This window comes from Chelatococcus sp. YT9 (assembly GCF_018398315.1).
Taxonomy (GTDB): Bacteria; Pseudomonadota; Alphaproteobacteria; order Rhizobiales; family Beijerinckiaceae; genus Chelatococcus.
The window spans coordinates 788673-812485 of record NZ_JAHBRW010000002.1 but is presented as its reverse complement, the minus strand read 5'-3'; the positions used below and the strand labels follow the sequence as shown (position 1 = coordinate 812485).

At 62.8% G+C, this 23813-nt stretch carries 21 protein-coding genes; 16 read left to right on the top strand and 5 right to left on the bottom strand.

The genetic code is table 11. The annotated features are described in order from the left end of the window. Positions 1–45: 45 nt before the first annotated feature. The 4 genes from KIO76_RS23785 to KIO76_RS23770 are packed head-to-tail and all read left to right on the top strand — an operon-like array spanning position 46 to position 4617. Positions 46–1359, top strand: a complete 1314-nt coding sequence (locus KIO76_RS23785; RefSeq protein ID WP_213326060.1) for an ABC transporter substrate-binding protein — start codon at positions 46–48, stop codon at positions 1357–1359. A gap of 24 nt (positions 1360–1383) precedes the next feature. Next, positions 1384–2286, top strand: coding sequence for a carbohydrate ABC transporter permease (locus KIO76_RS23780; RefSeq protein WP_213326059.1), 903 nt, complete (start codon positions 1384–1386; stop codon positions 2284–2286). Beyond that, a complete protein-coding gene (locus KIO76_RS23775) occupies positions 2283–3164 on the top strand; it encodes a carbohydrate ABC transporter permease (RefSeq protein ID WP_213326058.1) in 882 nt (293 codons plus the stop codon). The genes KIO76_RS23780 and KIO76_RS23775 overlap by 4 nt, the downstream gene beginning before the upstream one ends. A 49-nt stretch (positions 3165–3213) precedes the next feature. After that, complete coding sequence (locus tag KIO76_RS23770) at positions 3214–4617, top strand: sulfatase family protein (RefSeq protein WP_213326057.1); 1404 nt, start codon at positions 3214–3216, stop codon at positions 4615–4617. A 420-nt stretch (positions 4618–5037) separates the two neighbouring features. On the opposite strand, the gene KIO76_RS23765 is transcribed toward KIO76_RS23770, so the two are convergent. From KIO76_RS23765 to KIO76_RS23755, 3 genes are read right to left on the bottom strand one after another with little or no spacing between them, the layout of a single operon-like run. Further along, complete coding sequence (locus KIO76_RS23765) at positions 5038–6345, bottom strand: M20/M25/M40 family metallo-hydrolase (RefSeq protein WP_213326056.1); 1308 nt, start codon at positions 6343–6345, stop codon at positions 5038–5040. Positions 6346–6354: 9 nt separating this feature from the next. Next, positions 6355–7167: an aspartate dehydrogenase domain-containing protein gene (locus tag KIO76_RS23760; RefSeq protein WP_213326055.1), complete on the bottom strand. Its 813-nt coding sequence runs from the start codon at positions 7165–7167 to the stop codon at positions 6355–6357. Positions 7168–7187: 20 nt separating this feature from the next. Beyond that, complete coding sequence (locus KIO76_RS23755) at positions 7188–8063, bottom strand: ABC transporter substrate-binding protein (RefSeq protein WP_213326054.1); 876 nt, start codon at positions 8061–8063, stop codon at positions 7188–7190. 124 nt (positions 8064–8187) lie between these two features. On the opposite strand from KIO76_RS23755, the gene KIO76_RS23750 reads away from it, so the two are divergent. Further along, complete coding sequence (locus KIO76_RS23750; protein WP_213326053.1) at positions 8188–9216, top strand: phosphotriesterase family protein; 1029 nt, start codon at positions 8188–8190, stop codon at positions 9214–9216. Between the two features lie 9 nt (positions 9217–9225). On the opposite strand, the gene KIO76_RS23745 is transcribed toward KIO76_RS23750, so the two are convergent. Beyond that, a complete protein-coding gene (locus KIO76_RS23745; protein ID WP_291976676.1) occupies positions 9226–9906 on the bottom strand; it encodes a GntR family transcriptional regulator in 681 nt (226 codons plus the stop codon). A gap of 115 nt (positions 9907–10021) precedes the next feature. Between KIO76_RS23745 and KIO76_RS23740 the strand changes: the two genes are divergently transcribed. From KIO76_RS23740 to KIO76_RS23705, 8 genes are all read left to right on the top strand, one after another. Continuing rightward, complete coding sequence (locus KIO76_RS23740; protein WP_213326051.1) at positions 10022–10663, top strand: GntR family transcriptional regulator; 642 nt, start codon at positions 10022–10024, stop codon at positions 10661–10663. Between the two features lie 171 nt (positions 10664–10834). Further along, the gene (locus tag KIO76_RS23735) at positions 10835–11023 is read left to right on the top strand and encodes a hypothetical protein (RefSeq protein ID WP_213326050.1); all 189 of its coding nucleotides are present in this window, start codon (positions 10835–10837) and stop codon (positions 11021–11023) included. 256 nt (positions 11024–11279) lie between these two features. Then, complete coding sequence (locus KIO76_RS23730; RefSeq protein WP_213326049.1) at positions 11280–11972, top strand: amino acid ABC transporter permease; 693 nt, start codon at positions 11280–11282, stop codon at positions 11970–11972. Between the two features lie 22 nt (positions 11973–11994). Then, complete coding sequence (locus KIO76_RS23725) at positions 11995–12885, top strand: dihydrodipicolinate synthase family protein (protein WP_213326048.1); 891 nt, start codon at positions 11995–11997, stop codon at positions 12883–12885. Between the two features lie 14 nt (positions 12886–12899). Continuing rightward, positions 12900–15800, top strand: a complete 2901-nt coding sequence (locus KIO76_RS23720; protein WP_213326047.1) for an FAD-dependent oxidoreductase — start codon at positions 12900–12902, stop codon at positions 15798–15800. Next, the gene (locus KIO76_RS23715) at positions 15800–16528 is read left to right on the top strand and encodes an amino acid ABC transporter ATP-binding protein (RefSeq protein ID WP_213326046.1); all 729 of its coding nucleotides are present in this window, start codon (positions 15800–15802) and stop codon (positions 16526–16528) included. The genes KIO76_RS23720 and KIO76_RS23715 overlap by 1 nt, the downstream gene beginning before the upstream one ends. A gap of 8 nt (positions 16529–16536) precedes the next feature. Beyond that, positions 16537–17970 (top strand): dihydropyrimidinase, encoded by a 1434-nt coding sequence (gene hydA / locus KIO76_RS23710; RefSeq protein WP_213326045.1) that lies wholly within the window; start codon positions 16537–16539, stop codon positions 17968–17970. After that, complete coding sequence (locus tag KIO76_RS23705) at positions 17967–18377, top strand: DUF3830 family protein (RefSeq protein WP_213326044.1); 411 nt, start codon at positions 17967–17969, stop codon at positions 18375–18377. Before hydA ends, KIO76_RS23705 begins: the two co-directional genes overlap by 4 nt. A 234-nt stretch (positions 18378–18611) precedes the next feature. Here KIO76_RS23705 and KIO76_RS23700 read toward each other — a convergent pair whose 3' ends face one another. After that, positions 18612–19505 carry a LysR family transcriptional regulator gene (locus KIO76_RS23700; protein ID WP_213326043.1) on the bottom strand — a complete coding sequence of 298 codons (894 nt, stop codon included), beginning with the start codon at positions 19503–19505 and terminating at the stop codon, positions 18612–18614. Positions 19506–19599: 94 nt separating this feature from the next. Here KIO76_RS23700 and KIO76_RS23695 point away from each other — a divergent pair, with 94 nt between their 5' ends. From KIO76_RS23695 to KIO76_RS23685, 3 genes are read left to right on the top strand one after another with little or no spacing between them, the layout of a single operon-like run. Further along, positions 19600–20565, top strand: coding sequence for an extracellular solute-binding protein (locus KIO76_RS23695; protein ID WP_249730014.1), 966 nt, complete (start codon positions 19600–19602; stop codon positions 20563–20565). A 14-nt stretch (positions 20566–20579) separates the two neighbouring features. Beyond that, entirely contained in the window at positions 20580–21695 is a 1116-nt protein-coding gene (locus tag KIO76_RS31665) for an ABC transporter ATP-binding protein (protein WP_349629424.1), read from the top strand. After that, complete coding sequence (locus KIO76_RS23685; RefSeq protein WP_213326042.1) at positions 21692–23809, top strand: ABC transporter permease; 2118 nt, start codon at positions 21692–21694, stop codon at positions 23807–23809. Before KIO76_RS31665 ends, KIO76_RS23685 begins: the two co-directional genes overlap by 4 nt. Positions 23810–23813 lie beyond the last annotated feature (4 nt).

The window sequence follows — 23813 nt, the reverse complement described above, 5'->3', positions numbered from 1 at the left end:
CAAACAAAAATGGGGATCCTTGGCGATCCCTACAGGGAGGTTCACATGATTTGGAAGCATGTTACCGCCTGCCTCGGCATCAGCTTGGGTAGTGCCATGGCAGCATTGATGGCAGGCGCCGCCGTGATGCCCGGGATTGCGCAGGCTGCGGACCCCGTAACGCTCACCTTCCGCTTCAACGACCCAGAGCAGAAGGAGATGCGCGCGGCGCTCGATGCCTTCGAGAAGGCCAATCCCGGCATTAAGATCAATCTTGAGCGCATGGCCTGGAAGGATGCCCGTGACCAGTTCCTGCGCGAGGCGGCGGTCGGGGAAACGCCTGACGTCGTCCACATCGCCTTCGTGTGGGCCAAGGAGATGGGCGAGGCAGGCGCCCTTGCGCCCCTCGATGCGCTTATCAAGGCGAGCCCGCCCGGCAAGGGCCTCGGCGATTTCATCGCCATGGACCTGGCGACCGGCAAAGATGGCAAGATTTACGCGCTGCCCTGGACCACCGACACCTGGGCGATGGTCTATCGGACGGACCTTCTCGATCAGGCCGGCGTCAAGGGCTTGCCGGCGACCTGGGATGAACTGCGCCAGGTGAGCCGCGACGTCCATGCGAAAACGGGCAAGACCGGCTTCGGCTTCCCTGCCGGCAGTGCCTCATCTGGCAGCCTGTGGTTCCTCGCCAATTACAACTGGTGGTCAAACGGCAAGGCGCTCGTCGTCGAGAAGGACAACAAGTTCTCGGTCGGTGTCGACAAGGCCGATGTCGCCGGCACCATGAATTACTTCAAGAGCTATCTCGACGACGGCGACACGCCCAAATCGATGCTCGGCGTGAGCGATTGGGCGGACCCGGTGATCATCCGCGGCCTCGCTGATGGCAGCATTGCGATCGGCATCATGCCGCCAGCCTCTTTCCGCGAGGCCATCAACGCTTATACGGCGGCGAATCCCGGCAAGGCGGCGCCTTTCACCTCCGGTCCCGTGCCGAAGGGAACGACTGTGGGCACGTCGCATCTCGGCGGCCGTATGCTGGGCATCAGCGCGACATCGAAGCACCCGCAGGAAGCGTGGAAGCTCGTGCAGTTCCTGAATGATGCATCGATCTTCACCGGCGCCTACAAGTCTCAGTTCCCGGCGCAACGCAGCCTGCTGCAGAGCGTCGATTTCGGGCCGGAGTTGAAGGGCTTCGCCGAGCAGCTCACCCATGCACGGACCTGGGGCCCCTATGCGGACGGCCCCTATGCGATGGGCTCCATGTGGAACCTGACGGGTCGCGCCTTCGGAGCAGCCTTGTCGGGGCAGACGTCGGTGGATGCAGCCGCGGGCGATCTCCTCACTCAGGTCGGCAAATTGAACGCGGGCCGCTGAGGCCCGAGGCAGGAGCGCGACGCCATGCGGGGTGACCGCCTGTTCATCACCGTGATGCTGGGCCCGGCGCTCATCATCCTGGCCTTGTTCTATCTCTGGCCGATGGTGGAGAATCTGCGGGTGAGCTTCACGGACCTCACGTTGCTGCGTCTGCGGGTTGGCGGCCAATGGATCGGCCTTGCCAACTACGAGGAATTCCTCACCAGCCCCGAAACCGGGCGGCTGATGATGAATACCTTCATCTGGCTCACCGCGATCTCAGTCGCGGTGCGCCTGCTGCTGGGGCTCGCCATCGCACTCATCGTCAACACGCCGCTCGTGCGCCATCTGAAGCTCGCGACCATCGCGCGGATAGCGATCCTCGTGCCTTGGGCGACGCCTCCGGTCGTCGCCATCATTATCTGGCGCTGGCTGCTCGAGGCGCCCGACGGGGCGCTGAACACGGTGCTCGTCACCCTCGGGATCATCGACACGCCGATCGCGTTCCTGTCCGATCTCAGGACAGTGTGGCCGTCGGTGATCGCCATTGTCGTCTGGAACACGGTGCCGCTCATCGCCTTGTCCCTGCTTGCCTCACTGCAGGCCGTGCCCGCTGACCTCTACGAAGCCGCCGAACTCGACGGTGCCAGCCGCTCAGCGAAATTCTGGCACATCACCCTGCCCTTCCTGAAGCCAACGATGGTTGTTCTTGGCCTCACGTCCGTGTTCTGGACGTTCAATAACTTCGTCTATGTATGGCTCGCGACAGGCGCCGGCCCCGGAACCTTCACCAATGTTCTGGCGACGGAGATCTACATCCGCTCCTTTGTTGATTTCCGGCTCGGCTATGGCGCGGCCATCGGCATCGTCATGGCGCTGATCATGGCAGTCTTCGGCTATTTCTATTTCCGCATGATTGGACGCCGCCAGATCGAGGAGGTGCTATGACCCTCGCCTCTTCTCCGGTAAGCGGTAAGCCGGCTGCCACATCCCACTGGCACCGCCGCATGGTCTCGGGCCCGGGCCGCCTGTTCGAGCCGCTCCTTATTCTCGCCGGCCTGCTGGCGATCCTCTTCGCCCTGGTCTACCCCATGGTTTTCATCCTGGTCGGCTCGTTCAAGGCGCAGGGCGGGTTGCTCGCAAGCGCCACCGCCTTCACCTGGGCCAACTACATCACGTTATTTTCGGGCGGGTTTGGCCGCTTCCTCGTCAACAGCCTCGTCATCTGCGTCGCCGCAACCGCGCTGTCCACATTGGTCTCGGTGAACGCGGCCTATGTATTTTCGCGCTTCCGCTTCCGGGGCAAGGGGCTGATCTTCGGCAGCGTCCTTTTCGGGCAAATGTTTCCCTGGATCGTGCTGGTCAATCCACTGTTCATCCTGCTGACCCAGGCCGGCTTCACGAACAGCTATACGGGCATGATCTTCTGCTATACGGCGATCAGCATCCCGTTTTCGGTCTATATGTTGACTGGCTATCTCGCGACGGTGCCGCGTGAGCTCGACGAGGCGGCGCTCATCGACGGCGCATCGCGCTACCAGGTCGTCTGGCGGATCGTCTTTCCGGTTTTGATGCCGGGTATCGTCTCGACGGCGACCTACGCCTTCATGCTCTGCTGGACAGAATATCTTTTCGCGCTGGCGTTCCTCACCAAACCGGCGGTGCAGACCCTGCCCATCGGGCTCTACCAGCTCTTTGGCGATGATCGCGCCGACTGGGGGGCCGTGATGGCCGCCTCGGTGATCACCACCATTCCGACGCTCCTGCTCTTTCTGCCTCTGCAGGCACGGCTCAGCGCCGGGCTGACAGCCGGTGCCGTGAAATAGCCGCTGCCTGTCCGGTCAAACTTCGATCGCATCGATGAGACATTCTGTCATGAACCGCCAACCGCCCAATATTGTCGTCCTCATCGCTGACGACCATCGCTACGAATCCATCGGCTGCAATGGCAATAGCGAGGTCGAGACGCCTAATCTCGATGGCCTTGCACAGCGCGGCGTGACATTTGACGGAGCCCACTGCCAGGGTGGCATGCATCCGGCGGTCTGTGTGCCGAGCCGCGCTTCCTTTCTGACGGGCCGCAATATTTTCGCCTCCGCGGTCGACCCTACCGGCGATGACTACGAGGCCTCCGCCTTTGCGATTCCGGCCGCCCTGGAGACTTTCCCCCAGCGCCTGCGCGCGCAAGGGTATGTGACGCATGCGATCGGCAAATGGCACAATGACAAGGAGGCCTTTGCGCGCTCATTCAGCTCGGGAGACCGGCTGATGTTCGGGGGGATGAGCGACCACGACCGGGTGCCTCTGCGCCATCACGACCCCGACGGCTACTTTCCCGCATCAGAGATTTACTACGAGGACGGGCTGTCGACAGATCTCTTCCGCGATTCCGCCCTCGATTTCCTGCGAGAGCGCTCCCCCGACCAGCCGTACTGCCTTTATGTGGCCTTTACCGCGCCCCATGATCCGCGAACGCCGCCAGATGCTTACGCGCGGCGCGGCGACACCGTCTCGCTACCCGCCAACTTTCTCCCGATCCATCCGTTCGACAACGGCGAAATGCTGGTTCGAGATGAACTCCTCGAGGCATTGCCCCGGCCGGCGGATGCGGTGCGGCAGCATATCGCCGATTACTACGGTATGATCGCCCATCTCGACGCGGCGATCGGCGATATCCTGAAAGCGCTCGCAAACAACGGCGACGATGCCAACACCATCGTCGTCTATACTGCGGACCATGGCCTGGCGCTGGGGCAACATGGGCTGATGGGCAAGCAGAACCTCTATGAGCACAGCCTCCATATTCCGCTGATCATCGCCGGACCGGACCTGCCCCGGGGAAAACGTGTGCCGCATCTCGTCTGGCATGCTGACACCAGCGCCACGCTGCTTGAACTGGCCGGCTGCCCGGTTGATCCGATGGCCGAGGGGTGCAGCCTTGTGCCGATCATGAGCGACACCGAAGCGGGCTGGCGGGACACTTTCGCGGCCGCCTATCGCTTCAGCCAGCGCATGATACGCGACAGCCGCTACAAATTGATCCGCTACATCGATCAGGCGCCGCTGGGACGCGGCCCCTATCGGGCAGACAATACGCCTTCGCGGGGATCGCGCACTGAGCAGCTCTTCGATCTCGTCGCAGATCCGGGGGAGACCATCAATCTTGCCGCCTTGCCGGCCTATGCCGCGCATCGGGAGCGGCTCGCGCGGGCGCTGGACGCATGGCAGCAAAAGGTCGGCGATCCGTTACTTGCTGCGGAGGAAGGCGCTCAGCGTTGATGTCACCTGTGGATGGCGCTCGATCTCCCGACCTGGCTTAGATCGCGAACGTAGCTACCGCTTTCTTGCGTCCGCCGATATTGTACACCTCACTCGCTTCGCCGCTGGATATCATCTGTCCCAGTGGACTGCTCTGACGGGACAAAGCCGTCTTCAGTAGGGGTATCCGACGCAGTGGAGTGTTCCGACAACGGGAAGTGGCGCCAGTACGAGTATTCCAGGTGTCCGATTATTCCAGTGTTCAATGGTTTCGCCGGTTCGAGCGATGAACCATGCGCAGTGGTGAACGGTAGAGCATCCGAGGCACACCAGTGGCAGCATCGGCTTTCACGGGCGATGTTTTCGATTTGGCCCGGCATCATCCGGACACATTCCGCGAGGGAGCCCCGGCATACTGCGTTCGGCCCGCAGATACCGCATCTATTGCCTGACACCAGACCAGCCAGCAATGATACCCGCGATGGCCGCGACGAAGCGGACGTGATCGTTGGCATCGACCCACTCGTCATGGCCGCCGTTCTGGGTCAGATCGCCGCATAAGGGGCCAAGACCGATCGTTGGGATCTGTTTCTGGACGTTCGGCACGCGAATATCGCTGCCCGTGTGCATCGGATTGATCATTGGCTGAATGCCTGAAACTCCCGACACTGCCATGAACGCCGCGTTGACCAACGGGTGATCGCGCGCAACTTCCGCACCTGTTGTGCCCGCATCCCAAATCACCTTCGGGGGGTTGTCACGCAGCCATTCATCCGCTTGCGCCGCCTTGGCAATCGCCTGCTCGATCTGCGCGCAAACTGAACTCAGCGTCTCAGGCGGCGGGAAAGCAAGCGCCGCGCCCAGCGTGCACTGGTCGGCGATGCGGGACAGTCGCTTCGGATCGCCGGCCGTGATGTAGGACATCATGAGATTTGTCGAACGGCGCACCTTGGCCTGAAGCAACGGATGCTCTACCCGCATCGCGCGCTGCTCGTCGAGCGCTTTCAGTGCGTTCCAGATCACATAGGCCTTGTCGATGGCGTTGACACCAAGATGCGCGAAGGCGGTTTGCAGCGGCTCAGTGGTCGGCGGCTGCTTGCCTTCGATAACGACCCTGAAGGTCACCTCCCCCGAGGTAAAAGCCTTGACCTCCCGCAAGCCGACCCCGGACTCGGCGGGGTGCAGGTACACCGCCGCATCGGCGCTCAGTCCCTCTTGCAGGAGGCGCGCGACGCCGCGTGCGTGCCGCTTGGAAGGCGTATTGGCGATATAGATATCGCCTGCCGGCAACAGATCGAGCGAGCGCAAAAGCTCAAGTGCCTGGAGACCCGCGGCGATGCCGGAGAGATCATCTGCAATTCCCCAGCCGTACATGCGCCCGTCGACGATGTCGCCAGCGAAGGGATCATGCGTCCAGCCGGGGGGCACCGGGACCGGTTCGCTGTCCGGATGGGCAAACAGGATCAGGCTGCGGCCGCCACCCGTTCCCTTGCGGTGGGCAACGACGCTGCGGCGCTGCTCAGGGTCGATGGCTGCCTTGCCGGCAAATTCCTCGACAAGCGCCACATCCGTCGGGTGGTAGTCATGATAGGTGACGGTACAGCCGAGCGCCTCGGCGGTCGTAGCGAACAGCGCCTGAACTGCATCCTCGCCGCGCTTGCCGCGCTCGATGTATACACGCAGCGAAGCAAGGATCTTTTCCCTGTCGCGTTCTGCCTGGCTGCGGATCGTCTCGATCAGGTTGTTCATGGTAAATCTCTAGATCGCGATCGGCGCGCAGCGGCGAAGCAGGAGGCGGGCGACGCTGAAAGTGGTGTAATCGATGGGATCCTGCTCCACGGGCGCGTCGCGCCCGCCTACGTGGAGGGTCACAGGCCCGGACTGCGACAGGGCTTCGATACGAAACCAAGCCTGGCTCGCACCCGGATCGACGACAAGCTCGACCTGCGTATCATCGAGACCGAGCCCCGCCAGAGCCGCCGCCGTTACGACATTGAGATGACCTGGAAAACACAGGGCAATGTCGCGTGCGCTGGCCTGCATAAAGGTTACGGCGGTTTCCAGGCGAGCAATCGGAGCGAATAATTCAGCGCCCATCGCTTGCCAGCGTGCCGGCGGATAGCCCACCGTAACCTTGACCCGGGAGAGGCCGTTCGCACGCCCGGCGGCTAGAAAGCCGATGGAGCCAAGAGCGCCGGCTGGAATCTCGATCCGTCCCGGACCGCGTTCGGCGGCCGCGGCCAAAACCTTTTCCGTTTCCGCGTCGGCGAACGCCCCCAACGACAAAGGAATGACGTCGCAGCCCGTCGCCAGCAGCCTTGGCGCGCTGGCGACGAAGGTCGCAGGCGACGCACACTCGACCGCAACGCTTGGGCCGGTAGCGATGAATGCCTCAAGGTCGGTGCAGAGGACCGCATCGGGGGCGATCGTCCTCGCTTCTTCCAGTTGCCTGTCGCGAACAAGAAGAGCCGCTAGGCGCGGCCCTTCCCCTGATGCAGCGAAGCATCTTGCGAGCCTTCTGCCGATCGGCCCAAGCCCGATGATGCCCAGCGGCTCGCCACTCATTTTCATGATGAGGCCCTGCCCGGCGCTTACGCCGGGCCGCTACTCTTGATCGCGAACAAGGGTTCCTCGATCGTCAGGACGCCGTATTTAGCAAGTAGCTCGTCGTAATAGCCGGACTTGCGCAGGCCGTTCAGCGCATCGACAGACGCGTCCGCCAGTTGCTTGTTGGCAAAGGCGAAGGTTGCGGTCTGCGGGAAAAGGCCCGAAACGGCCCGGTGGAACTCCTTGCGGTTTTGCATGAACTGGGCGGTTGCGTCGATGGAGGTCGCAGCATCGACCTGACCTGCGCGCAAAGCCTGAAAGGCTTCGGAGAAATTGTTGAAGACGCGGATGGTGATCCCTGCGAGACCCGCATCCTTCAGCATCTTGTCGACCTCGCGGGTGCGGCGCTCTTCAATCCCGCCAAGTTCGACGCCGACGGAGAGGCCGGCCATGTCTTGCCATTTCTCGATCTTCTTCGGATTGTTGAACGGCACCAGAAAGCTGATCGCGGCCCGCTCATACGGGATCATGTACATCAGCTTGGAACGCTCTTCCGTCCAGAAGATGCCCGTATTGATCATGTCCCAGCGGCGACTGGCGAGACCCGGAACCATGGTCGCGAATTCGACTTTCACATATTCCGGCGTCAGGCCGAGTGCTTTCGCGAGTTCCTTGCCAAGCTCGATGCGCATGCCCTGCACTTCGCCAGCCTGATCGACGAACTGAAGCGGCGGCAAGGTCGGGTTCGTCGACATCACCAGCGTGCCCTGTTTGATGATGTTCGGCGGTGAGAGCTTTGGCTGCGCCCATGCGGCGCGGCCGCCGAGGGCAACGCCCGCGCCAGCGGCCGCGCCTAACAGAACGCCCCGTCGCGAGATCCCCGTGGTGAGCACCGAAGGTTTCCGGAAATCATTGGTCATGGCTTCATTCTTTCCCACTCTTGCAAGCCCATTTTTTCGCCTGCATTCTGATTGTATTATCACGGTATACCAATTATGTGCGATGCACAAGCGGCCACGATGAAGGTGTTGAGGGGGAGATCAGATGACACAAAAGGGACTGGTGCAGACGGTCTGCGGCCCCGTTTCCCCGGAGGATCTCGGCCAAACGCTGATGCACGAGCATATTCTCTTCGACCTCACGCCAGAGTCTCGTCGCGTTCCGCAGGAGGACGAGGTGGTGATCACGCTGGAGAATGTCTTCGACGTCTCATGGCGGCCAAACGATTATCCAGGCAACCACCGCATGCACGACGTTTCCGTCGCGACCCGCGAGATCGAGCGTTTCGGCTCTTCTGGTGGAGGTACGATCGTGGAGATGACGATCGGCGGACTAAGTCCCGCGCCGGAACAGTTGCGCGCGATCAGCCGCAACACCGGTGTCCATATCGTTCTGGGCTGTGGCTTCTACACGGAAGCCTATCAGGACGCGGAAACGCTTTCGCTATCCGTGGACGCCTTGACGGACATCATGACGGCCCAGATCACCGAGGGTGCCTGGGGTACGAGCGTACGTTGCGGTATTATCGGTGAGATCGGATGCTCATGGCCGCTCACGCCATTCGAACGCCGCTCGCTTCAGGCTGCTGCGCGCACGCAGAGGAAGACTGGAGCATCGATCACTGTTCATCCCGGCCGCCATCCCGATGCGCCGTTCGAGATCATCGATATCCTCGATCAGGCCGGCGCCGATCTCTCGCGCGTCATCATCGATCATATGGAACGCACGTTCGCGCGTGACGATGAGGTCGTCGCGCTGGCACGCCGCGGCTGTGTGGTCGAGTATGACTTCTTCGGCATCGAACAGTCGCAATACTGGATGGGCGTTGCCGACCTTCCGACCGACTGGATGCGCATTTACGCCATCCGCCGGCTCTTCGACGAAGGATTATCGGATAATGTCGTCGCCTCGCATGACATCTGCACACGTTCGCGCCTGCAGTCTTTTGGGGGCCACGGCTACAGCCATATGCTGCGCAATGTCATCCCCCTGATGCGCGATCGCGGTTTCGGCGACAGCGAGATCAGCAAGCTGCTGGTCGAGACGCCGGCGCGGTTGCTCACACTGACTTGACCTCTGCCTTCAGTCGCCGATCTGGATATGCATACGGGCAAAAGCGATGAGGCTCTCGATATGTGCGGCGACAGCCTTGAAGCAGGCTTCTGCATCGCCGCGCTGCAGCGCGTCGATGATCACCAGATGCTCCGTTGAGTCCGGCTTGAGCCGATCCTGCAACTGACCAATCTCGAACAGCCGCGTTGTTGCGCGCAGATTCCGCAAAACCTCTGCCATCACTTCGTTGCCGCAGTAATCGATGATGAGGTTGTGCAGATGATCGTCGGAAAACCAGTGCGCGTCGGTATGATAGGTCGTCGCGCCCATCAGCTCGTCGATCTCGCGGCGGACTTCGATCAGCTTGCGGCCGGGAATAACAGGCATCGCCTGCACCGCCGCGTGCGGCTCGATGAGCAGGCGCAGTTTCAGGCTCTGGATGTACTCGCCGATGTCGACATTGCGTACGACGTAGTTGCGCCCATCACCCTTGTGCACAAGCCCTTCACCCTCCAGTCGCTGCAGCGCTTCGCGCAGCGGGGTGCGTGATACCCCCAGCATTTCGGCAAGACGGGCTTCCACGATGACATGACCCGCACCGAGCCGGCGACGGCGGATCATGTTGGAAATCGCGCGGTAGGCGAGCGCGGCCAGCTTGTCGCCAGCCTTGGCGGGCTTTCCGGCCCCGATGCTCGTATCAGGCAGCGTCACGGTTCGCCTCCTTCCCGCTGATCAGCCCATCCCACTGCAGCTGTTCGAAAGGCTTTTCATGCTCCGCGCCATCGTTCATAGCAAAGGAGACGAAACTGCATCGGAGCGTCAAGGTATGGACGACAGCGCCGTTATGGACAAGAGCCTCGCCGACGAGACCTATGACACGTTGTTGGCCGAGATTCTGTCGGCGCAGCTGTCGGGTGGAACGGTCGTGCAGGAACGGCGTCTGGCGGACCGTCTGGGCGTGTCGCGTTCGCCAATGCGCGATGCGCTGGGCCGGCTCGAGGGTCAGGGGCTGCTGGTGCGCAATGCCAAGGGCGTGCTGATTGTGCGTGTCATTTCGCTGGCCGACTACCTCAACAGCATGTCGATCCGCGTTCTGCTTGAACCGAGCGCCGCGGCACAGGCCTGCGAGAAAATCGCGGCCGAGCAAGTTGCGCAACTCGCCACAATGCTCGAGGCGATCGACGCGGACCCAGACCCGGAGCCGTCCTTCATCTGGGCCTTCGACGACGCGCTTCACAACGGCATTGCAACTGCGAGCGGCAATCCGTTCATGGCCGAGACCATCCTGCAGATGCGCCGCTACACCACGATTTTCGAAAGGCAGCGCAAGCTCGCGCAAAGAAAGCCCGGCCTTTCCGATCACCAGGCCATCATCCACGCTCTGGACCGTCGAGACGCCGACGCAGCGCGGAGCGCGATGGCGCTTCATCTGGAGCGCGTTCGTAAGAACGTTCTGGCGACCTACTGACAGCTTCACGCTCGCTTCCATCTCCCCATTCAAATCGCTTCGTCGACCTGGCGTTGGAAAAGCACTTGCAACGCGCCTCATCGATGTGTATGGAATTGGTATACCAGATGAATTCGAGCGCATCAAGCATGCGCCGATCGATCCGCAGAAGATCATTCCAGAGGTCCCCCGATGTGCCGTCAGCCTGCATTTTGCGCCGTCGTCCTTCTCGCCAGAACGGCATCGTTCCTCGCCGCGGATCGCAAAGCGAGCGCCATCCGCGAACTGATCGTCGCCGGCCTGCCGGTCCGCACCGCGAACCCGCGCCTCTCGTCGGAGCAGTTCGGAAGCGCTGATGGTGCGCGGCAAGGAAACCGTTGAAGCGTCGCTATCAGACACCTGCATGCGTCGGCGCCGAGTTCCCGCGATGTTTTCTGACCTTGCGGCCGGGACGCCGGGCGTGATCGCCGCCGGCGGCGTGTTCAGCGGAAGTCCCGACATGCGCAGATGCCTGGAAGTGAACACACAGTGGGGGTCGGAGACCCAAGCAGCTTCGCTTGGAGTCGCTCACGTAAAGTAACCCCCCCGCGCCGGCGCCCGGCTGGCGCCAACTCCCTAAGGCTTGAAAGGCTTCGCGATGTCAATTTGGAGCTGGTCCGGCTTTTTTGATTATCTCTTTAACCCCTTCATCCTTGGCGGGGTCTATACGACCATATGGCTGACCTGCGTTTCGCTGGTTTCCGGGCTGATTATCGGCTTCGTCATAGCGCTGATGCGCCTTTCGAAGGTGGCCATACTTCGCAGTATCGCGTGGTTCTACATCTGGTTGTTCCGCGGTACCCCGCTTCTGGTGCAGCTGATCGTGATCTATACCGCCCTGCCCCAGCTCGGTATTCGCTTCTCCGTCGTGGAAGCGGCCCTGATCGGCCTTGCTCTGAACGAGGCGGCCTATCTTGCGGAAATCATCCGTGCCGGCATCGAAGCGGTGCCCGAAGGTCAGTCACGCGCCGCCCGCGCGCTCGGCATGACCGAACCCAAGATCATGCGTCACATCGTGATTCCACAGGCCTTCAAGGTGATCATCCCGCCGCTCGGAAACTCGGTCAACGGGCTCCTCAAGACCACCTCAGTGACCTCGGTCATCTCCATGGAGGAGTTGCTGCGCCGGACGCAGATCCTCATTCAGGAGAAGTTCATGGTGCTCGAGCTGTTTGCCGTTGCCGCCCTCTACTACCTCCTGCTCACCACCGCATGGGACTTCGTCCAGCGGCGGATCGAGCGGCGCTTCGGACAATCGACAGCCACTGCGGCCCTGTCCCAGAAGCGCTGAACGTCAGACAAGGAAAACATGCATGACTAAGAACTTTCGCGGCGTCTTTACCGTGATGATCACCCCGGTCGACGCTGATGGCCGCGCTAATCTTGCTGCTCTTGCTGACTTCACCAACTGGCAGATCGACCAGGGCATTCATGGCCTGATCCCGCTCGGCTCGACCGGCGAGTTTCTCTCCCTTTCGGAAGAAGACTGGGATGCGGTCGCCCGCACCGTCATTGATACCGCGGCAGGACGCCTCCCCGTCCTGATCGGCACGGGTCACGAGGATACGCGCCAGGCCGCCCGTCTGAGCAAGAAGGCGGAAGCATTCGGCGCCGATGGCGTGATGATCATCCCGCCTTTTTATTCGACCCCGACCGATGACGAGCTCGTGCAGCATTACCGCACCATCGCTGAGGCGATCTCGATCCCGATCATGGTCTACAACAATCCGGCCACCTCGAATGTCGACATGAAGCCGGAACTGCTGGCCCGCATCGCCGAGATCAAGGGCTGCGATTACGTCAAGGAATCAACGCTTGAAGTCACTCGCATTCGCGACATCGTTCGCCTCGCGGGTGAAAACATGACGCCCTTTGGCGGCATCCTCGGCTACGAATCCTTCGTCATGGGCGCTCAGGGCTGGGTCGCCGTCGCCTCCAACGTCGCGCCGGGCCCGATGGCGCGGATCTTCGAGCTGGTCGCCGACGAGCAGAAATACGACGAGGCGCGTGAGCTTTATCTCGAGTGGTTGCCAATCATCTCGGCGGTCGGCGGTCAGGCGTATGTTGCAGGTTCCAAATCACTCCTCAGTCACATGGGCTTTGCCGCCGGAAACCCACTGCCACCACGCCTGAAGCTGGCGGCAGAGCAGGAGGCGGCCATGAAGGCGCTCGTCGAGCGGTTCAACCTCCGATTTTTGATCTGATCAGGATCAGAACGATGCCGGCTCCAACGCGACAAGAAGCCAGGGCAACTGTCTACATGGATGGTGTGGCGCACGAGGTCGAACCAGGCCTGTCCGTCGCCGCTGCCCTCACCGCGCTTGGCCGCCCGGATTTCTCGACCGACGTTGCCTCTAACAGGCGTGGCCTCTTCTGCGGCATGGGCGTGTGCCACGACTGTCTTGTCACCATCGACGGACGCACCAGCCAGCGCTCCTGCATGACGCCTGTCGCCGAAGGCATGCGGATCGAGCGCCAGCACGCACGCCCCGACCTTAGATCCGACATGCTCGCCGATCTTCGCCCCGTCCCTCCAGGGCCTGACCGGGTGGCAATGGATTTGCTCGTCATCGGCGCGGGCCCATCGGGCCTCTCCGCCGCCATCGCCGCTGCCTCTGCTGGTGCTTCGGTGACGATCGTCGATGAACGCCACTCTGCCGGCGGCCAGTTCTACAAGCAGCCCAACACCAACGCCGCTCGCCATGCCTTGTCGGGCGACCAGCAGTCCAGGGATGGCGCGGCGCTGGTCGCGAAGGCCGCGGATCTGGGCGTTACGCTTCTCGGCGGCGTCACCGTCTGGGGCGCCTCGCTTGATGATGACGGCTTGCCCGTTATCGCCTGCCTTGGCCCGGAGCGCGCGTTCTATTGCCATCCCAGAATGCTGGTGATCGGCACAGGTGCCTTCGAGCGGCCGGCCCCGGTTCCCGGCTGGACGCTTCCTGGCGTCATGACCGCGGGTGCGGCGCAGACGCTTCTGCGGAGCTACGCCACGCTTCCCGGCAAGCGCGTGCTTGTCGCCGGAAACGGCCCGCTCAACATCCAGATCGCAGCGGAGATCATCCGGGCAGGCGGCACGGTGATCCAGCTCGTCGAGCGCGCGGCTGCGCCATGGACCCGGCCGTTCGAAGCTGCCGCCTTGCTGCGGCATGATCCGGCCCTTGCGATGAAGGGCATGAAGGAGCTTGCCTGGCTGCGGCAGGCAGGGGTGCGCGTCGCGTGGCAATCTGAGGTCAATGAAATCCACGGCGAAGACGGGCGTGTCAGCGCCGTTACCGTATCCGGTCCCAAGGGCAGGACGACCATCGATGTCGACACCGTTCTTCTCGGCGGCGACTTCACCCCGTCTAATGAGTTGTCGCGGCTGCTCGGATGCGCCCACACCGTCACTGAGACCGGAGCGCTGAAGGCGGTTTGCCGCATCGATGGCGAGAGCTCACTGCGGAACGTGCATATTGTCGGGGAAGCGGTACGTTTCGCGGGTGCCCATGTGGCGATGGCAGCAGGCCGTCTCGCCGGATTGGCTGTCGCGGCAAAGCTTGGCTTCAAGGTCGAGAAAGACGAGGCCGCGTCGCGCAAGCTCGCGCGCGCAACATCGTTCCAGGCGGCGCTTTGGAGGCTGTTTGCCCCTGCGAGGCCTGAAATGGACCTGCCGGACGCGGCTGTCGCCTGCCGCTGCGAGAGCGTTCTGGCAGGGCAGCTCAAGACAACCGTCGCTGCCGGCCCCCGAGACATCGCTACGCTCAAGCGACTGACGCGCGCGGGTATGGGTCGGTGTCAGAGCCGCTATTGCGCCCGCACGATGACCAGGCTGGTAGGACTGCCCGCCAGCGAGACGAACGGCTTGCTCGCGCCGCAGATGCCCCTGCGACCCATCCCCATCTCGGCTATTGCCGTGGAGAAGCCGGAATGGGGTGGCCACAAGCGCGCCCTCCTGCCGGAGCGCCCACCGCTCGCCAATCCCGAGCCGCTGCCTGTCAACGATACCGCAACCCTGATTATCGGCGCGGGGATCGCCGGTCTCTCGACGGCGCTCTTCCTGGCCCGCAACGGGGAGGATGTCATCGTACTGGAGCGCGGCTTCCCCGGCGGTCTCGCCTCCGGCGGCAATGCGGGAAGCCTCCACGCGCAGCTTCTTTCCTTCGACCATGGCGCGCGCGCCGAAGGGGGAGGAGGCGCCGCCGCCCGCACCCTTCCGCTGCAGCGCGATTCGATCCTTCTCTGGCAGAGACTGGAGCAGGAACTGGGCCGTGACTTTGAGATGACGATCACCGGCGGCCTGATGGTCGCCGAGACCGAAGCACATATGCGCTTCCTGGAGGAAAAGACCCGCGTTGAGCGCGAAAGCGGCGTGGAATGCAACGTGATCGGCAAGGCCGACTTGGAGCGTCTCGAGCCTTCCCTGTCGCCCTCGTTGATCGGCGCGGCCTATTGCCCGCAGGAAGGCAAGATCAATCCGCTGGTCGCAACGCGACACGTCTTCGACGGGGCGATCGCCGCCGGTGCCCGCGTGTTCGACCGGACGGAGGTGTTGTCCATCGCGAGCGACAATGGCCGTTTCCTGGTGACGACGTCGCGCGGCAAGATCCGCGCGGGCAAGATCGTCAATGCCGCCGGGGCTTTCGCCGCGCGGATCGGCGCGATGCTCGGCCTCAACGTGCCAGTGTTCGGAGCGCCGTTGCAGATGGCGGTGACCGAAGCGGCGGCCCCCGCAATCTCGCATCTCGTCGCACATGCCGATCGCCATCTGACCCTCAAACAGGCGGCCAATGGGAACTTCCTGATTGGCGGCGGTTGGACAGCAGGACTTGATCCTGTGCACAGCCATCCGCGCCCGATGTTTTCCAGCCTCGAAGGCAATCTCTGGGTCGCGCAGCATGTCGTGCCAGGTTTGCGCAAGCTGCACCTCATCCGCAGCTGGGCAGCGATGAACATCAATATCGACGGCGCACCGATCCTGGGCGAGCACCCGGCGATGCCGGGCTTCTTCAACGCCGTCACATCCAACGGTTTTACGCTGGGTCCGATTGTCGGCCAGCTCACGGCAGATCTCGTGTGCGGTCGCGATCCCGACCGCGACCTGGCCCCCTATTCCATCCGCCGGTTTTGTGGAGACCGATGATGATCGAAATCACCGACGTGACCAAGACTTACGGCAATTTCACCGTTCTCAAGAACTGCTCGACCCACGTTGCCAAGGGCGAAGTGGTGGTCGTATGCGGACCGTCGGGCTCCGGAAAGTCGACCCTCATCAAATGCGTCAATGCGCTGGAGCCTATCGATCAAGGCTCAATCAAAGTCGATGGAATTGAGGTCAACGACCCGCGGACCAACCTGCCAGAATTGCGCACGCGCGTTGGCATGGTGTTCCAGAATTTCGAGCTATTCCCGCATCTGCGCATCGATGAGAACATCATGCTGGCGCAGCGCATCGTGCTTGGCCGCAGCGAAAACATGGCGAAGACGAGCGCCGCTGCCCTTCTGGACCGCGTCGGCATGAGTGATCACTCCAAGAAGTTTCCAAGCCAGCTTTCGGGCGGCCAGCAGCAGCGCGTCGCTATCGCGCGGGCGCTCGCGATGAACCCCAAAGCGATGCTGTTTGACGAGCCCACCTCGGCGCTCGACCCGGAAATGATCTCAGAGGTATTGGACGTCATGACGACGCTCGCCCGCGAAGGCATGACGATGATGGTCGTCACTCATGAGATGGGTTTTGCCCGCCGGGTCGCCACGCGCATGGTCTTCATCGATCAGGGCGAAATCGTCGAGGACCGTCCGACGGAGGAGTTCTTCAATAATCGCCACAACCCGCGCACCGAAACTTTCCTCGGCAAGATCCTCCATCACTGAGAGCGACCATGAGCCCTTTCGACCTTATCATCAAAGGCGGAACGATCGCGACGGCGTCGGATATCTTTAAAGCCGACATTGGCATTCGCGGCGGCAAGATCGTGCAGATTGGCGAACGCCTCAGCGGTGACTGTGAAATCATCGACGCGATCGGCAAATACGTCCTGCCAGGCGGCATCGACAGCCACGTGCACATCTCGCAGCCGTCAGGGGACGGCATCTCGATGGCCGATGACTTTGAAAGCGGAACACTGTCGGCGGTCTTTGGCGGCAATACGACCATCATGCCGTTCTGCTTGCAGGAAAAAGACCGGCCGATGCGTGAGACGTTGAATGCCTATCATGAACTTGCCAGGGGGAATTCCTACACCGATCTCAGCTTCCACTTGATCATCTCCAACCCGACGGATGCGCTGCTCGGCCAGGAACTTCCCGCGCTTGCGGCCGATGGCTACGCCTCCTTCAAGGTCTTCATGACCTACGAGGGACTGCGCCTCAACGATGCCGAGATCCTGAAGACGCTCGATGTTGCCCGCTCGACTGGCTCAACCGTCATGATCCACTGCGAGAACGAGGACGCCATCCGCTTCTTGATCGCGCGTCACGAAGCCGCCGGCGATGTCGCGCCCCGCGCGCATGCCTCGACGCGCCCTGTCGCCGTCGAGCGCGAAGCCACTCACCGCGCGCTGACGCTCGCCGAAATCGCGGATGTGCCGATTGTCATCGTGCACGTCTCGAACGGTCAGGCGGCGGATGAGATTTCCCGCGCCCGCTCCCGCGGCCTTAAAGTTTATGGCGAGACCTGCCCGCAATATCTTATGCTGACGGCTGATGATCTCGATGGCATGGATTGGGAAGGCGCAAAATTCGTCTGCTCCCCCCCTCCCCGAGACAAGGGCGCGCAAGAAGAATGCTGGCGCGGCATCGAGACGGAGGTGTTCCAACTGTTCTCGTCGGACCATTGCCCGTTCAAATATGATGATGAACGTGGCAAGAAGTTCCCGAAGGGCCGCGAAAGCTTCAGGCATATCCCGAACGGCATTCCCGGCGTCGAGACGCGTCTGCCGATTCTGTTCTCGGAAGGTGTCATGAAAGGACGCATCGACCTGACACGTTTCGTGGCCCTGACGGCGACCAATCACGCCAAGATCTACGGCCTTTATCCGGAAAAGGGCACTATTGCGGTAGGCTCGGACGCAGACATTGCGATCTGGGACCCGTCCGTCAACCGCACGATCCGCCATGCCGACCTGCACGATGGCGCCGACTATTCGCCTTACGAGGGAGTGGAAATCACCGGCTGGCCGACGACCGTGATTCTGCGCGGCAAGACGATGGTCCGGGACGGCGAACTTGTTGGCAGAAAGGGCGACGGTGACTACCGCTCGGCCCGCACCCGTGCACACCATTCGCAGCAAGCCGCATTGGAAACGCAAGCATGAAAATGAAGGTGACCGCCGGCCCATTCGTCTTCGACGCGGTGCTGGAAACAGAAAGAGCGCCGAAAACCTCCAAGGCGTTTCTCGAGCGCATGCCGTTTGAAGGCAAGATCGTGCATGTACGCTGGTCAGGCGAAGGTGTCTGGATCCCATTGGGAGATTTCAACTTCGGCGTCGGTTACGAGAACCACACCAGTCACCCTGCTCCGGGGCAGATCCTGCTCTATCCGGGCGGTATCAGCGAGACCGAAATCCTGCTCGCCTACGGCGCCGTCGACTTCTCGTCCAAGATGGGCCAACTCGCCGGCAATCATTTCATCACGCTGACTTCGAACCTCGACAAGCTCCCGGAGCTTGGCAAAAAGGTGCTGTGGGAAGGCGCGCAAGAAATTCGCTTTGAACAGACCTGACGAATTCGGCCGGTCCCTGCGGCCGAGCGCTGTAGCATCCAATTGCCAGAAGCTCTCGCCCGTGGAAAAGGGAGACGCCAACCTGAAGAACAAGTTAGCCTCCATCAGCCTGTTTTTCGGATAGACGCTTGTTCGGCGCGTAGCTAGGCCCCCGCCGACCGAGGAACCTCGACCAGCTCCGGCGGCCTCACTGCTTTCGTCACACTTACGATCCGGGGCGCAGGCTCGGAACACTCAAGGGCCGCACACCTGCCCCGTCTTGAATTTGGCGATCTCATTGGCAATGGCAAGGAAGGCAGCGACGCTGCCGAGGCCGCGAGTCTCGCGCCGCGTCACGATGTACTCACCAGCGGAGATATCGAGATCGGACACGGTGATCGACCTCAGCCGGGGGTCTAAGCCCCGCTCCTGATCAAGCACGATCCCGATGCCGATACCGGCGGCAACCGCTTCCTTGACGGCTTCCCGGCTGCCGAGGATGAGGTGCGGCGGCAGCTCGATGTTACGCGCCGCCATGGCCTCCTCGAAAAGGTGGCGGGTCATGGAGCCGGCCTCACGCGTGACAAGGCGCTGGCCGACAAGTTCCCACGTCTCGACCCGCCGGCGGTTCCACCAGGGATGGTCGGCGTGCACCAGAATCTCCACACGCTGGTCAACCACGAAGTCGCAAGCGAAATCCGGGTGTGGCGCCCTGAGCGTCGCAATGGCGATGTCGACGCGGTGCTGCGCGACGAGTTCGAGCAGGCTGCTCGAATTCTCCAGCCGGACCTCAAGCTGGATGCCGGGATGCTCGGCAGTGAAGCGCTCCAGCATCGGCATCGCCACATACGGCGCGCAGAGACCGATCGCGAGATGGCCGGTCGCGAGGCTCCGGCCGTCGCTCATCCGCGCAGAGATGTCATCGAGCATGAGAATTGCCTGACGCACCTTCGGGAGAAGATCGCGCGCATCTGCAGTCAGCTCGACGCCACCCGCCATGCGCAGGAAGAGACGCGCTCCGACGGAGTCCTCCAGGGATTTCACATGCTGCGTGATCGCCGACTGACTGACGCCGAGCGCCTGTGCGGCGGCCGAAAAGGTGCGGTGGTTCGCGACAGCGTTGAAGGCACGGAGCTGGGCAAGATTCATCGCAAGGCCAAAAATAAGTGATGCTTCATTTCGCTGTCACACAATTTAGCGACACTTATATCACAACGAACAGCCCGAAGCGATGGAGCATTCGATGCCCAGCCTCACGAACACGATGATCGCGCGCCTCTTCGCCTCCGCTGCATTCATGCTGGCGGGCGGTGCCGCGCTCGCCAAGGAGGTCGTGATCTACAATGCCTCCGACAGCGTCAACAGCGCGCTGGTCGGCGCGTTCAAGAAGAAGCACCCGGACATCGAGGTGAAATTCGTCTCCGGCTCGACAGGGCCGATCGCCGAGCGCGCGATCGCCGAAAAGGGCAAGCCGCAGGCGGATATCGTCTATCTCGTCAACAATGTCGCGCTTGACCAGCTCAAGCAGGCGGGGGTGTTCGAGCCATACGAGCCCAAAGGCTCGAAGATCCTCCCCGCTTTCCGCGACGAGGACGGCTTCTACAGCAAGTACTTCGCGACGACGATGTGCATGGTCGTCAACAAGGAGCGGCTGGCGCAGAAGGGACTGCCCATGCCGGCTACCTGGGAGGACCTGATCAAGCCGGTCTATCGCAAGGAGATCTCGCTGCCTTCTCCGCTGAAGTCGGGGACCGGCGGCGCAATCCTGACGACCTTCGTCGATGCTTTCGGCTGGCCCTTCGTCGAGAACCTGAACGAGAATGTCTATCAGTACTCGGATGGCGGCTCCGGCGGCGCGCAGCTCGCGGGGGCGGGAGAGGTCGCGATCGGCCTGACCTTCGACACCACATGCTTCGAGACCAAAGCCGCCGGCAAGCCGGTCGAGATCGTTTATGGCCGCATCACCCCTAACGTCACCGAAGGTGGCGGCCTGGTTGCCGGGGGGCCTAACCCGGTCGAGGCCAAGATCTTCCTCGACTTCATGGCGAGCGACGAGGCTGCCGCCGTGCTCGGCAAGGTGGTCGGAGCGACGGCGGTGCCGGGTTACGGCCTTGTCGATCTTAACGAGATCGCGCTCTGGCAGATGCGTCGTCCGGTCGACATGACTGCCTTCCGGCGTGAATTCGCCAGCCGCATCCTCAAGCAGTAACGGACCAGCGGGCCGTGAGCATCATTGCGGACCAACTTGCGGATCTCAGGCAGCCGGTCCTCGCGACCGACCGCTCGCATCTGGCGGTGCGCGATATCGTCAAATCCTATGGCGGACCGGTGCGTGCCGTCGACGGCGTCTCGCTGGATCTCGGCAAGGGCGAGTTCGTCACGCTGCTGGGCGATTCCGGCTGCGGCAAGACTACGCTGCTCAGGATCATCGCCGGTTTCGTGCGGCCGGATGGCGGGCGAGTGATGCGCTCCGGCCAGGACCTCACGGACAGGGACCCTGCCCGACGGCGCATGGGCTTCGTGTTCCAGTCCTATGCATTGTTCCCGACTAAGACCGTTGCGGAGAATATCGGCTTCGCCCTTGCGATCGCCGGGCGCAGCCGAGCCGAGCGCGACCGGCGGATTTCCGAGCTCGCGCGGCTGATCGAGCTCGAGAGGCTGCTCGAAAACTATCCGCACCAGTTGTCCGGAGGGCAGCAGCAGCGCGTTGCGCTGGCGCGCGCGCTCGCCTCCGACCCCGAGGTGCTGCTGCTCGACGAGCCGATGTCGGCGCTGGATGCGCGCATCCGGGTCAAGCTGCGCAATGAGCTACGCATGCTTATCGACAAGCTCGGCATCACCACGCTCTATGTGACGCATGATCAGGAGGAGGCGCTTGCTCTCTCCGATCGGGTCGCCGTGATGCGCAACGGCCGCATTGAGCAGATCGGCACGCCGACCGAGATCTACCACCGGCCATCCTCTGCCTTCGTCGCGCAATTCGTCGGCATCTCCAATCTCGTTGAGGGCCATGCCGTCCGCGGCGGCATCGATGCCTATGGCGAGTTCTGGCCCGCCGCTTTGCCGGCGGGCATCGAGGGGGGAGAACTCGTGACCGCCGTTTTCCGGCCCGAACATGTCGCGATCACCGCCAAGCGCGAAGGGCTTGCCGGGCGCATCGCAAGCTCGGCCTTCCTCGGCGCGCTGGTTCGCCTCACCGTCGCGCTCGAATCCGGACGGACCGTGATCGTGGATTGTCCGTCGCATTTGGCGGAGCCGTTCGGTGCGCGTGGCACGCCTATCACGCTCGCGCCGGATCCGCAGCGAGCGACGGTGATCCCGCGCCGGATCTCGCCATGACGCGATTTCTTCGCGCGGCCCCGCGCGCGCTCGTCAGCGGCGGCGTAGCGCTGCTGCTGATCGTCTTCATCGGCGTGCCGATCGGCGCCGTCCTTGTCGAGAGCTTCGTGATCGCGGGTCCGATGCCGCCGGAGCGCCTCAAGGCTGTCACTGCCAACGCGCTCGACCGGCTGCCGGCACAGGAGAGCACGGCGCTCGTCAAGCGCTGGGGCGAAACCGCGACGGAGGCCGAGCGCGTCGAGGCGACCGCAGCCGCGTTCCAGCTCGCCGGCATCGCGCCGTCATGGGACCGGAAAGCGCCCTATTCAGATCAAGCGCGGGCGATGGAGAGCGCGCTTGCAGCGCTCTCTGCGCAGGATCGGGAACTGGTCACGGAAAACCAGATCCTCGCCCATGTGATGCTGCATAAGCGGACAGCGCTAGCGTTCAGGGTCAAGAGCCTGATTGATCAACAGGGCTTCGACACGCTGCGCAACGGCAGTGAATCGCGCTGGGGTTTCGACCACTATCTCAAGCTCTTCCAGGATTCATATCTGCGCAGCGCCGGGCTCAACAGCCTGTCGCTCGCTGCCCTGTCGGTTCTGTTCACCGTGCCGCTCGCCTTCGCGCTCGCCTACGGCATCAATGGCGGCGGCGTGCCTTGGCCGGCTGCGCTGCGAGGCGTTTTTCTGATGCCGCTGGTCGCCCCGCCCGTGCTGGTCGCCACGGCCACGGTCATGCTGTTCGGCCGCCGCGGGCTGGTCACGCATACGGTGCTTGACCGAGGCCTGGGGCTGATCGACGCTGACGAGACCAATCTCTACGGTCTGCTCGGTGTCGTGCTGGCGCAGATGCTCTCCTTCATGCCGGCGGCGCTGATCATCTTCGACAACATCCTGCGACGGCAGGACGGACGTGTCGACGAGGCGGCCGCCAGCCTGGGCGCCGGCCACTTCACGACCTTCCGGCATGTGACGCTGCCGCTCGCCTGGCCCGCGACCAAGCGAGCGATCGTGCTGGTCTTCATCATGAGCCTGACCGATTTCGGCAACCCGATGATCCTCGGCCGCGATACGCCCGTGCTCGCCGGCGTCATCTATGACGAGATCACGGCCTATCGGAACACGCCCCTGGCAGCGGCGCTGTGCGTCTGGCTGATCATTCCCTCGCTGATCCTCTATCTGGGCCTCGAACTCATCGGGCGGCGCAAGGGCTATACGAGCGCGAGCGTCGCGGGACGCTCCGAGTTCACCGTGCCGCGCGCCTGGCGCATTGGCTTGACGACGATCGCAGGCGTTGTCTCGGCACTGATCTTTGCGGTCTACGGCACCATGGCGCTCGGCGCGGTGACCAAGGTCTGGGGCACCGACTGGAGCTTGACGCTCGGCTACTTCAGCGCTGAAGGCGTCAGGATCGGCCTCGCCGGAACGGGCTATGGCAGCTCGGAGCGCGGGCTGGGGCTGGTCTGGGACAGCCTGGGGGTCGGCATCATCGCCGGTCCGATAGGCGGTCTCTTCGCCGTGGTGATCGCCTATGTCGTCGAGCGTCTGCGGCCCCCAGGGGCCAATCTCATCGTCTTCTTGGTGCTGGTTCCGGCAATCCTGCCCGGCATCATCTTCGGCATCGGCTATATCGTCGCCTTCAACGTCCCTTTCGGCATACCCGCGCTGTCGCTGACCGGAACCTCGGCGATCCTCATCATCAACATCCTGTTCTCGAACATCTTCGTCGGTGTGCTCGCCGCGCGTGCCGCGCTCCAGCGTGTCGACCGCTCCATCGACGAGGCCGCCGAAAGCCTTGGCGCGGGGCTGGTATCACGCCTCTTCAAAGTCACCCTGCCGATCTTGCTGCCCGCGTTGCTGCTCGGCACGCTCTACGTCTTCATCGACGCGCTGACGACGCTCTCCTCGGTGATCTTCCTGGTCTCGGGCAACCACAAGCTCGCCTCGGTCGCGATCTTCAACCACGCCAACTCTGGCGAGTACGGCTATGCCGCCGCCAAGAGCCTCGTTCTGCTTGCCTTCGCCCTTGGTGGCATCGGCTTGGCGCGATTGCTCGAGCGTCGCCGCGAGACGGCCGGGCGGTCCCGCCAGCGGCCAGTCCTGCCCAGCCTTCCCTCCTCTGTTGCCCGGTAGCTGC

What these genes read in the sequence shown, in the direction of transcription:
- KIO76_RS23785 (WP_213326060.1), top strand. Translation starts at nt 46, where the DNA reads ATGATTTGGAAGCATGTTACCGCCTGCCTCGGCATCAGCTTGGGTAGT.
- KIO76_RS23780 (WP_213326059.1), top strand. Translation starts at nt 1,384, where the DNA reads ATGCGGGGTGACCGCCTGTTCATCACCGTGATGCTGGGCCCGGCGCTC.
- KIO76_RS23775 (WP_213326058.1), top strand. Translation starts at nt 2,283, where the DNA reads ATGACCCTCGCCTCTTCTCCGGTAAGCGGTAAGCCGGCTGCCACATCC.
- KIO76_RS23770 (WP_213326057.1), top strand. Translation starts at nt 3,214, where the DNA reads ATGAACCGCCAACCGCCCAATATTGTCGTCCTCATCGCTGACGACCAT.
- KIO76_RS23765 (WP_213326056.1), bottom strand. Translation starts at nt 6,345, where the DNA reads ATGAACAACCTGATCGAGACGATCCGCAGCCAGGCAGAACGCGACAGG.
- KIO76_RS23760 (WP_213326055.1), bottom strand. Translation starts at nt 7,167, where the DNA reads ATGAAAATGAGTGGCGAGCCGCTGGGCATCATCGGGCTTGGGCCGATC.
- KIO76_RS23755 (WP_213326054.1), bottom strand. Translation starts at nt 8,063, where the DNA reads ATGACCAATGATTTCCGGAAACCTTCGGTGCTCACCACGGGGATCTCG.
- KIO76_RS23750 (WP_213326053.1), top strand. Translation starts at nt 8,188, where the DNA reads ATGACACAAAAGGGACTGGTGCAGACGGTCTGCGGCCCCGTTTCCCCG.
- KIO76_RS23740 (WP_213326051.1), top strand. Translation starts at nt 10,022, where the DNA reads ATGGACGACAGCGCCGTTATGGACAAGAGCCTCGCCGACGAGACCTAT.
- KIO76_RS23735 (WP_213326050.1), top strand. Translation starts at nt 10,835, where the DNA reads ATGTGCCGTCAGCCTGCATTTTGCGCCGTCGTCCTTCTCGCCAGAACG.
- KIO76_RS23730 (WP_213326049.1), top strand. Translation starts at nt 11,280, where the DNA reads ATGTCAATTTGGAGCTGGTCCGGCTTTTTTGATTATCTCTTTAACCCC.
- KIO76_RS23725 (WP_213326048.1), top strand. Translation starts at nt 11,995, where the DNA reads ATGACTAAGAACTTTCGCGGCGTCTTTACCGTGATGATCACCCCGGTC.
- KIO76_RS23720 (WP_213326047.1), top strand. Translation starts at nt 12,900, where the DNA reads ATGCCGGCTCCAACGCGACAAGAAGCCAGGGCAACTGTCTACATGGAT.
- KIO76_RS23715 (WP_213326046.1), top strand. Translation starts at nt 15,800, where the DNA reads ATGATCGAAATCACCGACGTGACCAAGACTTACGGCAATTTCACCGTT.
- hydA (WP_213326045.1), top strand. Translation starts at nt 16,537, where the DNA reads ATGAGCCCTTTCGACCTTATCATCAAAGGCGGAACGATCGCGACGGCG.
- KIO76_RS23705 (WP_213326044.1), top strand. Translation starts at nt 17,967, where the DNA reads ATGAAAATGAAGGTGACCGCCGGCCCATTCGTCTTCGACGCGGTGCTG.
- KIO76_RS23700 (WP_213326043.1), bottom strand. Translation starts at nt 19,505, where the DNA reads ATGAATCTTGCCCAGCTCCGTGCCTTCAACGCTGTCGCGAACCACCGC.
- KIO76_RS23695 (WP_249730014.1), top strand. Translation starts at nt 19,600, where the DNA reads ATGCCCAGCCTCACGAACACGATGATCGCGCGCCTCTTCGCCTCCGCT.
- KIO76_RS23685 (WP_213326042.1), top strand. Translation starts at nt 21,692, where the DNA reads ATGACGCGATTTCTTCGCGCGGCCCCGCGCGCGCTCGTCAGCGGCGGC.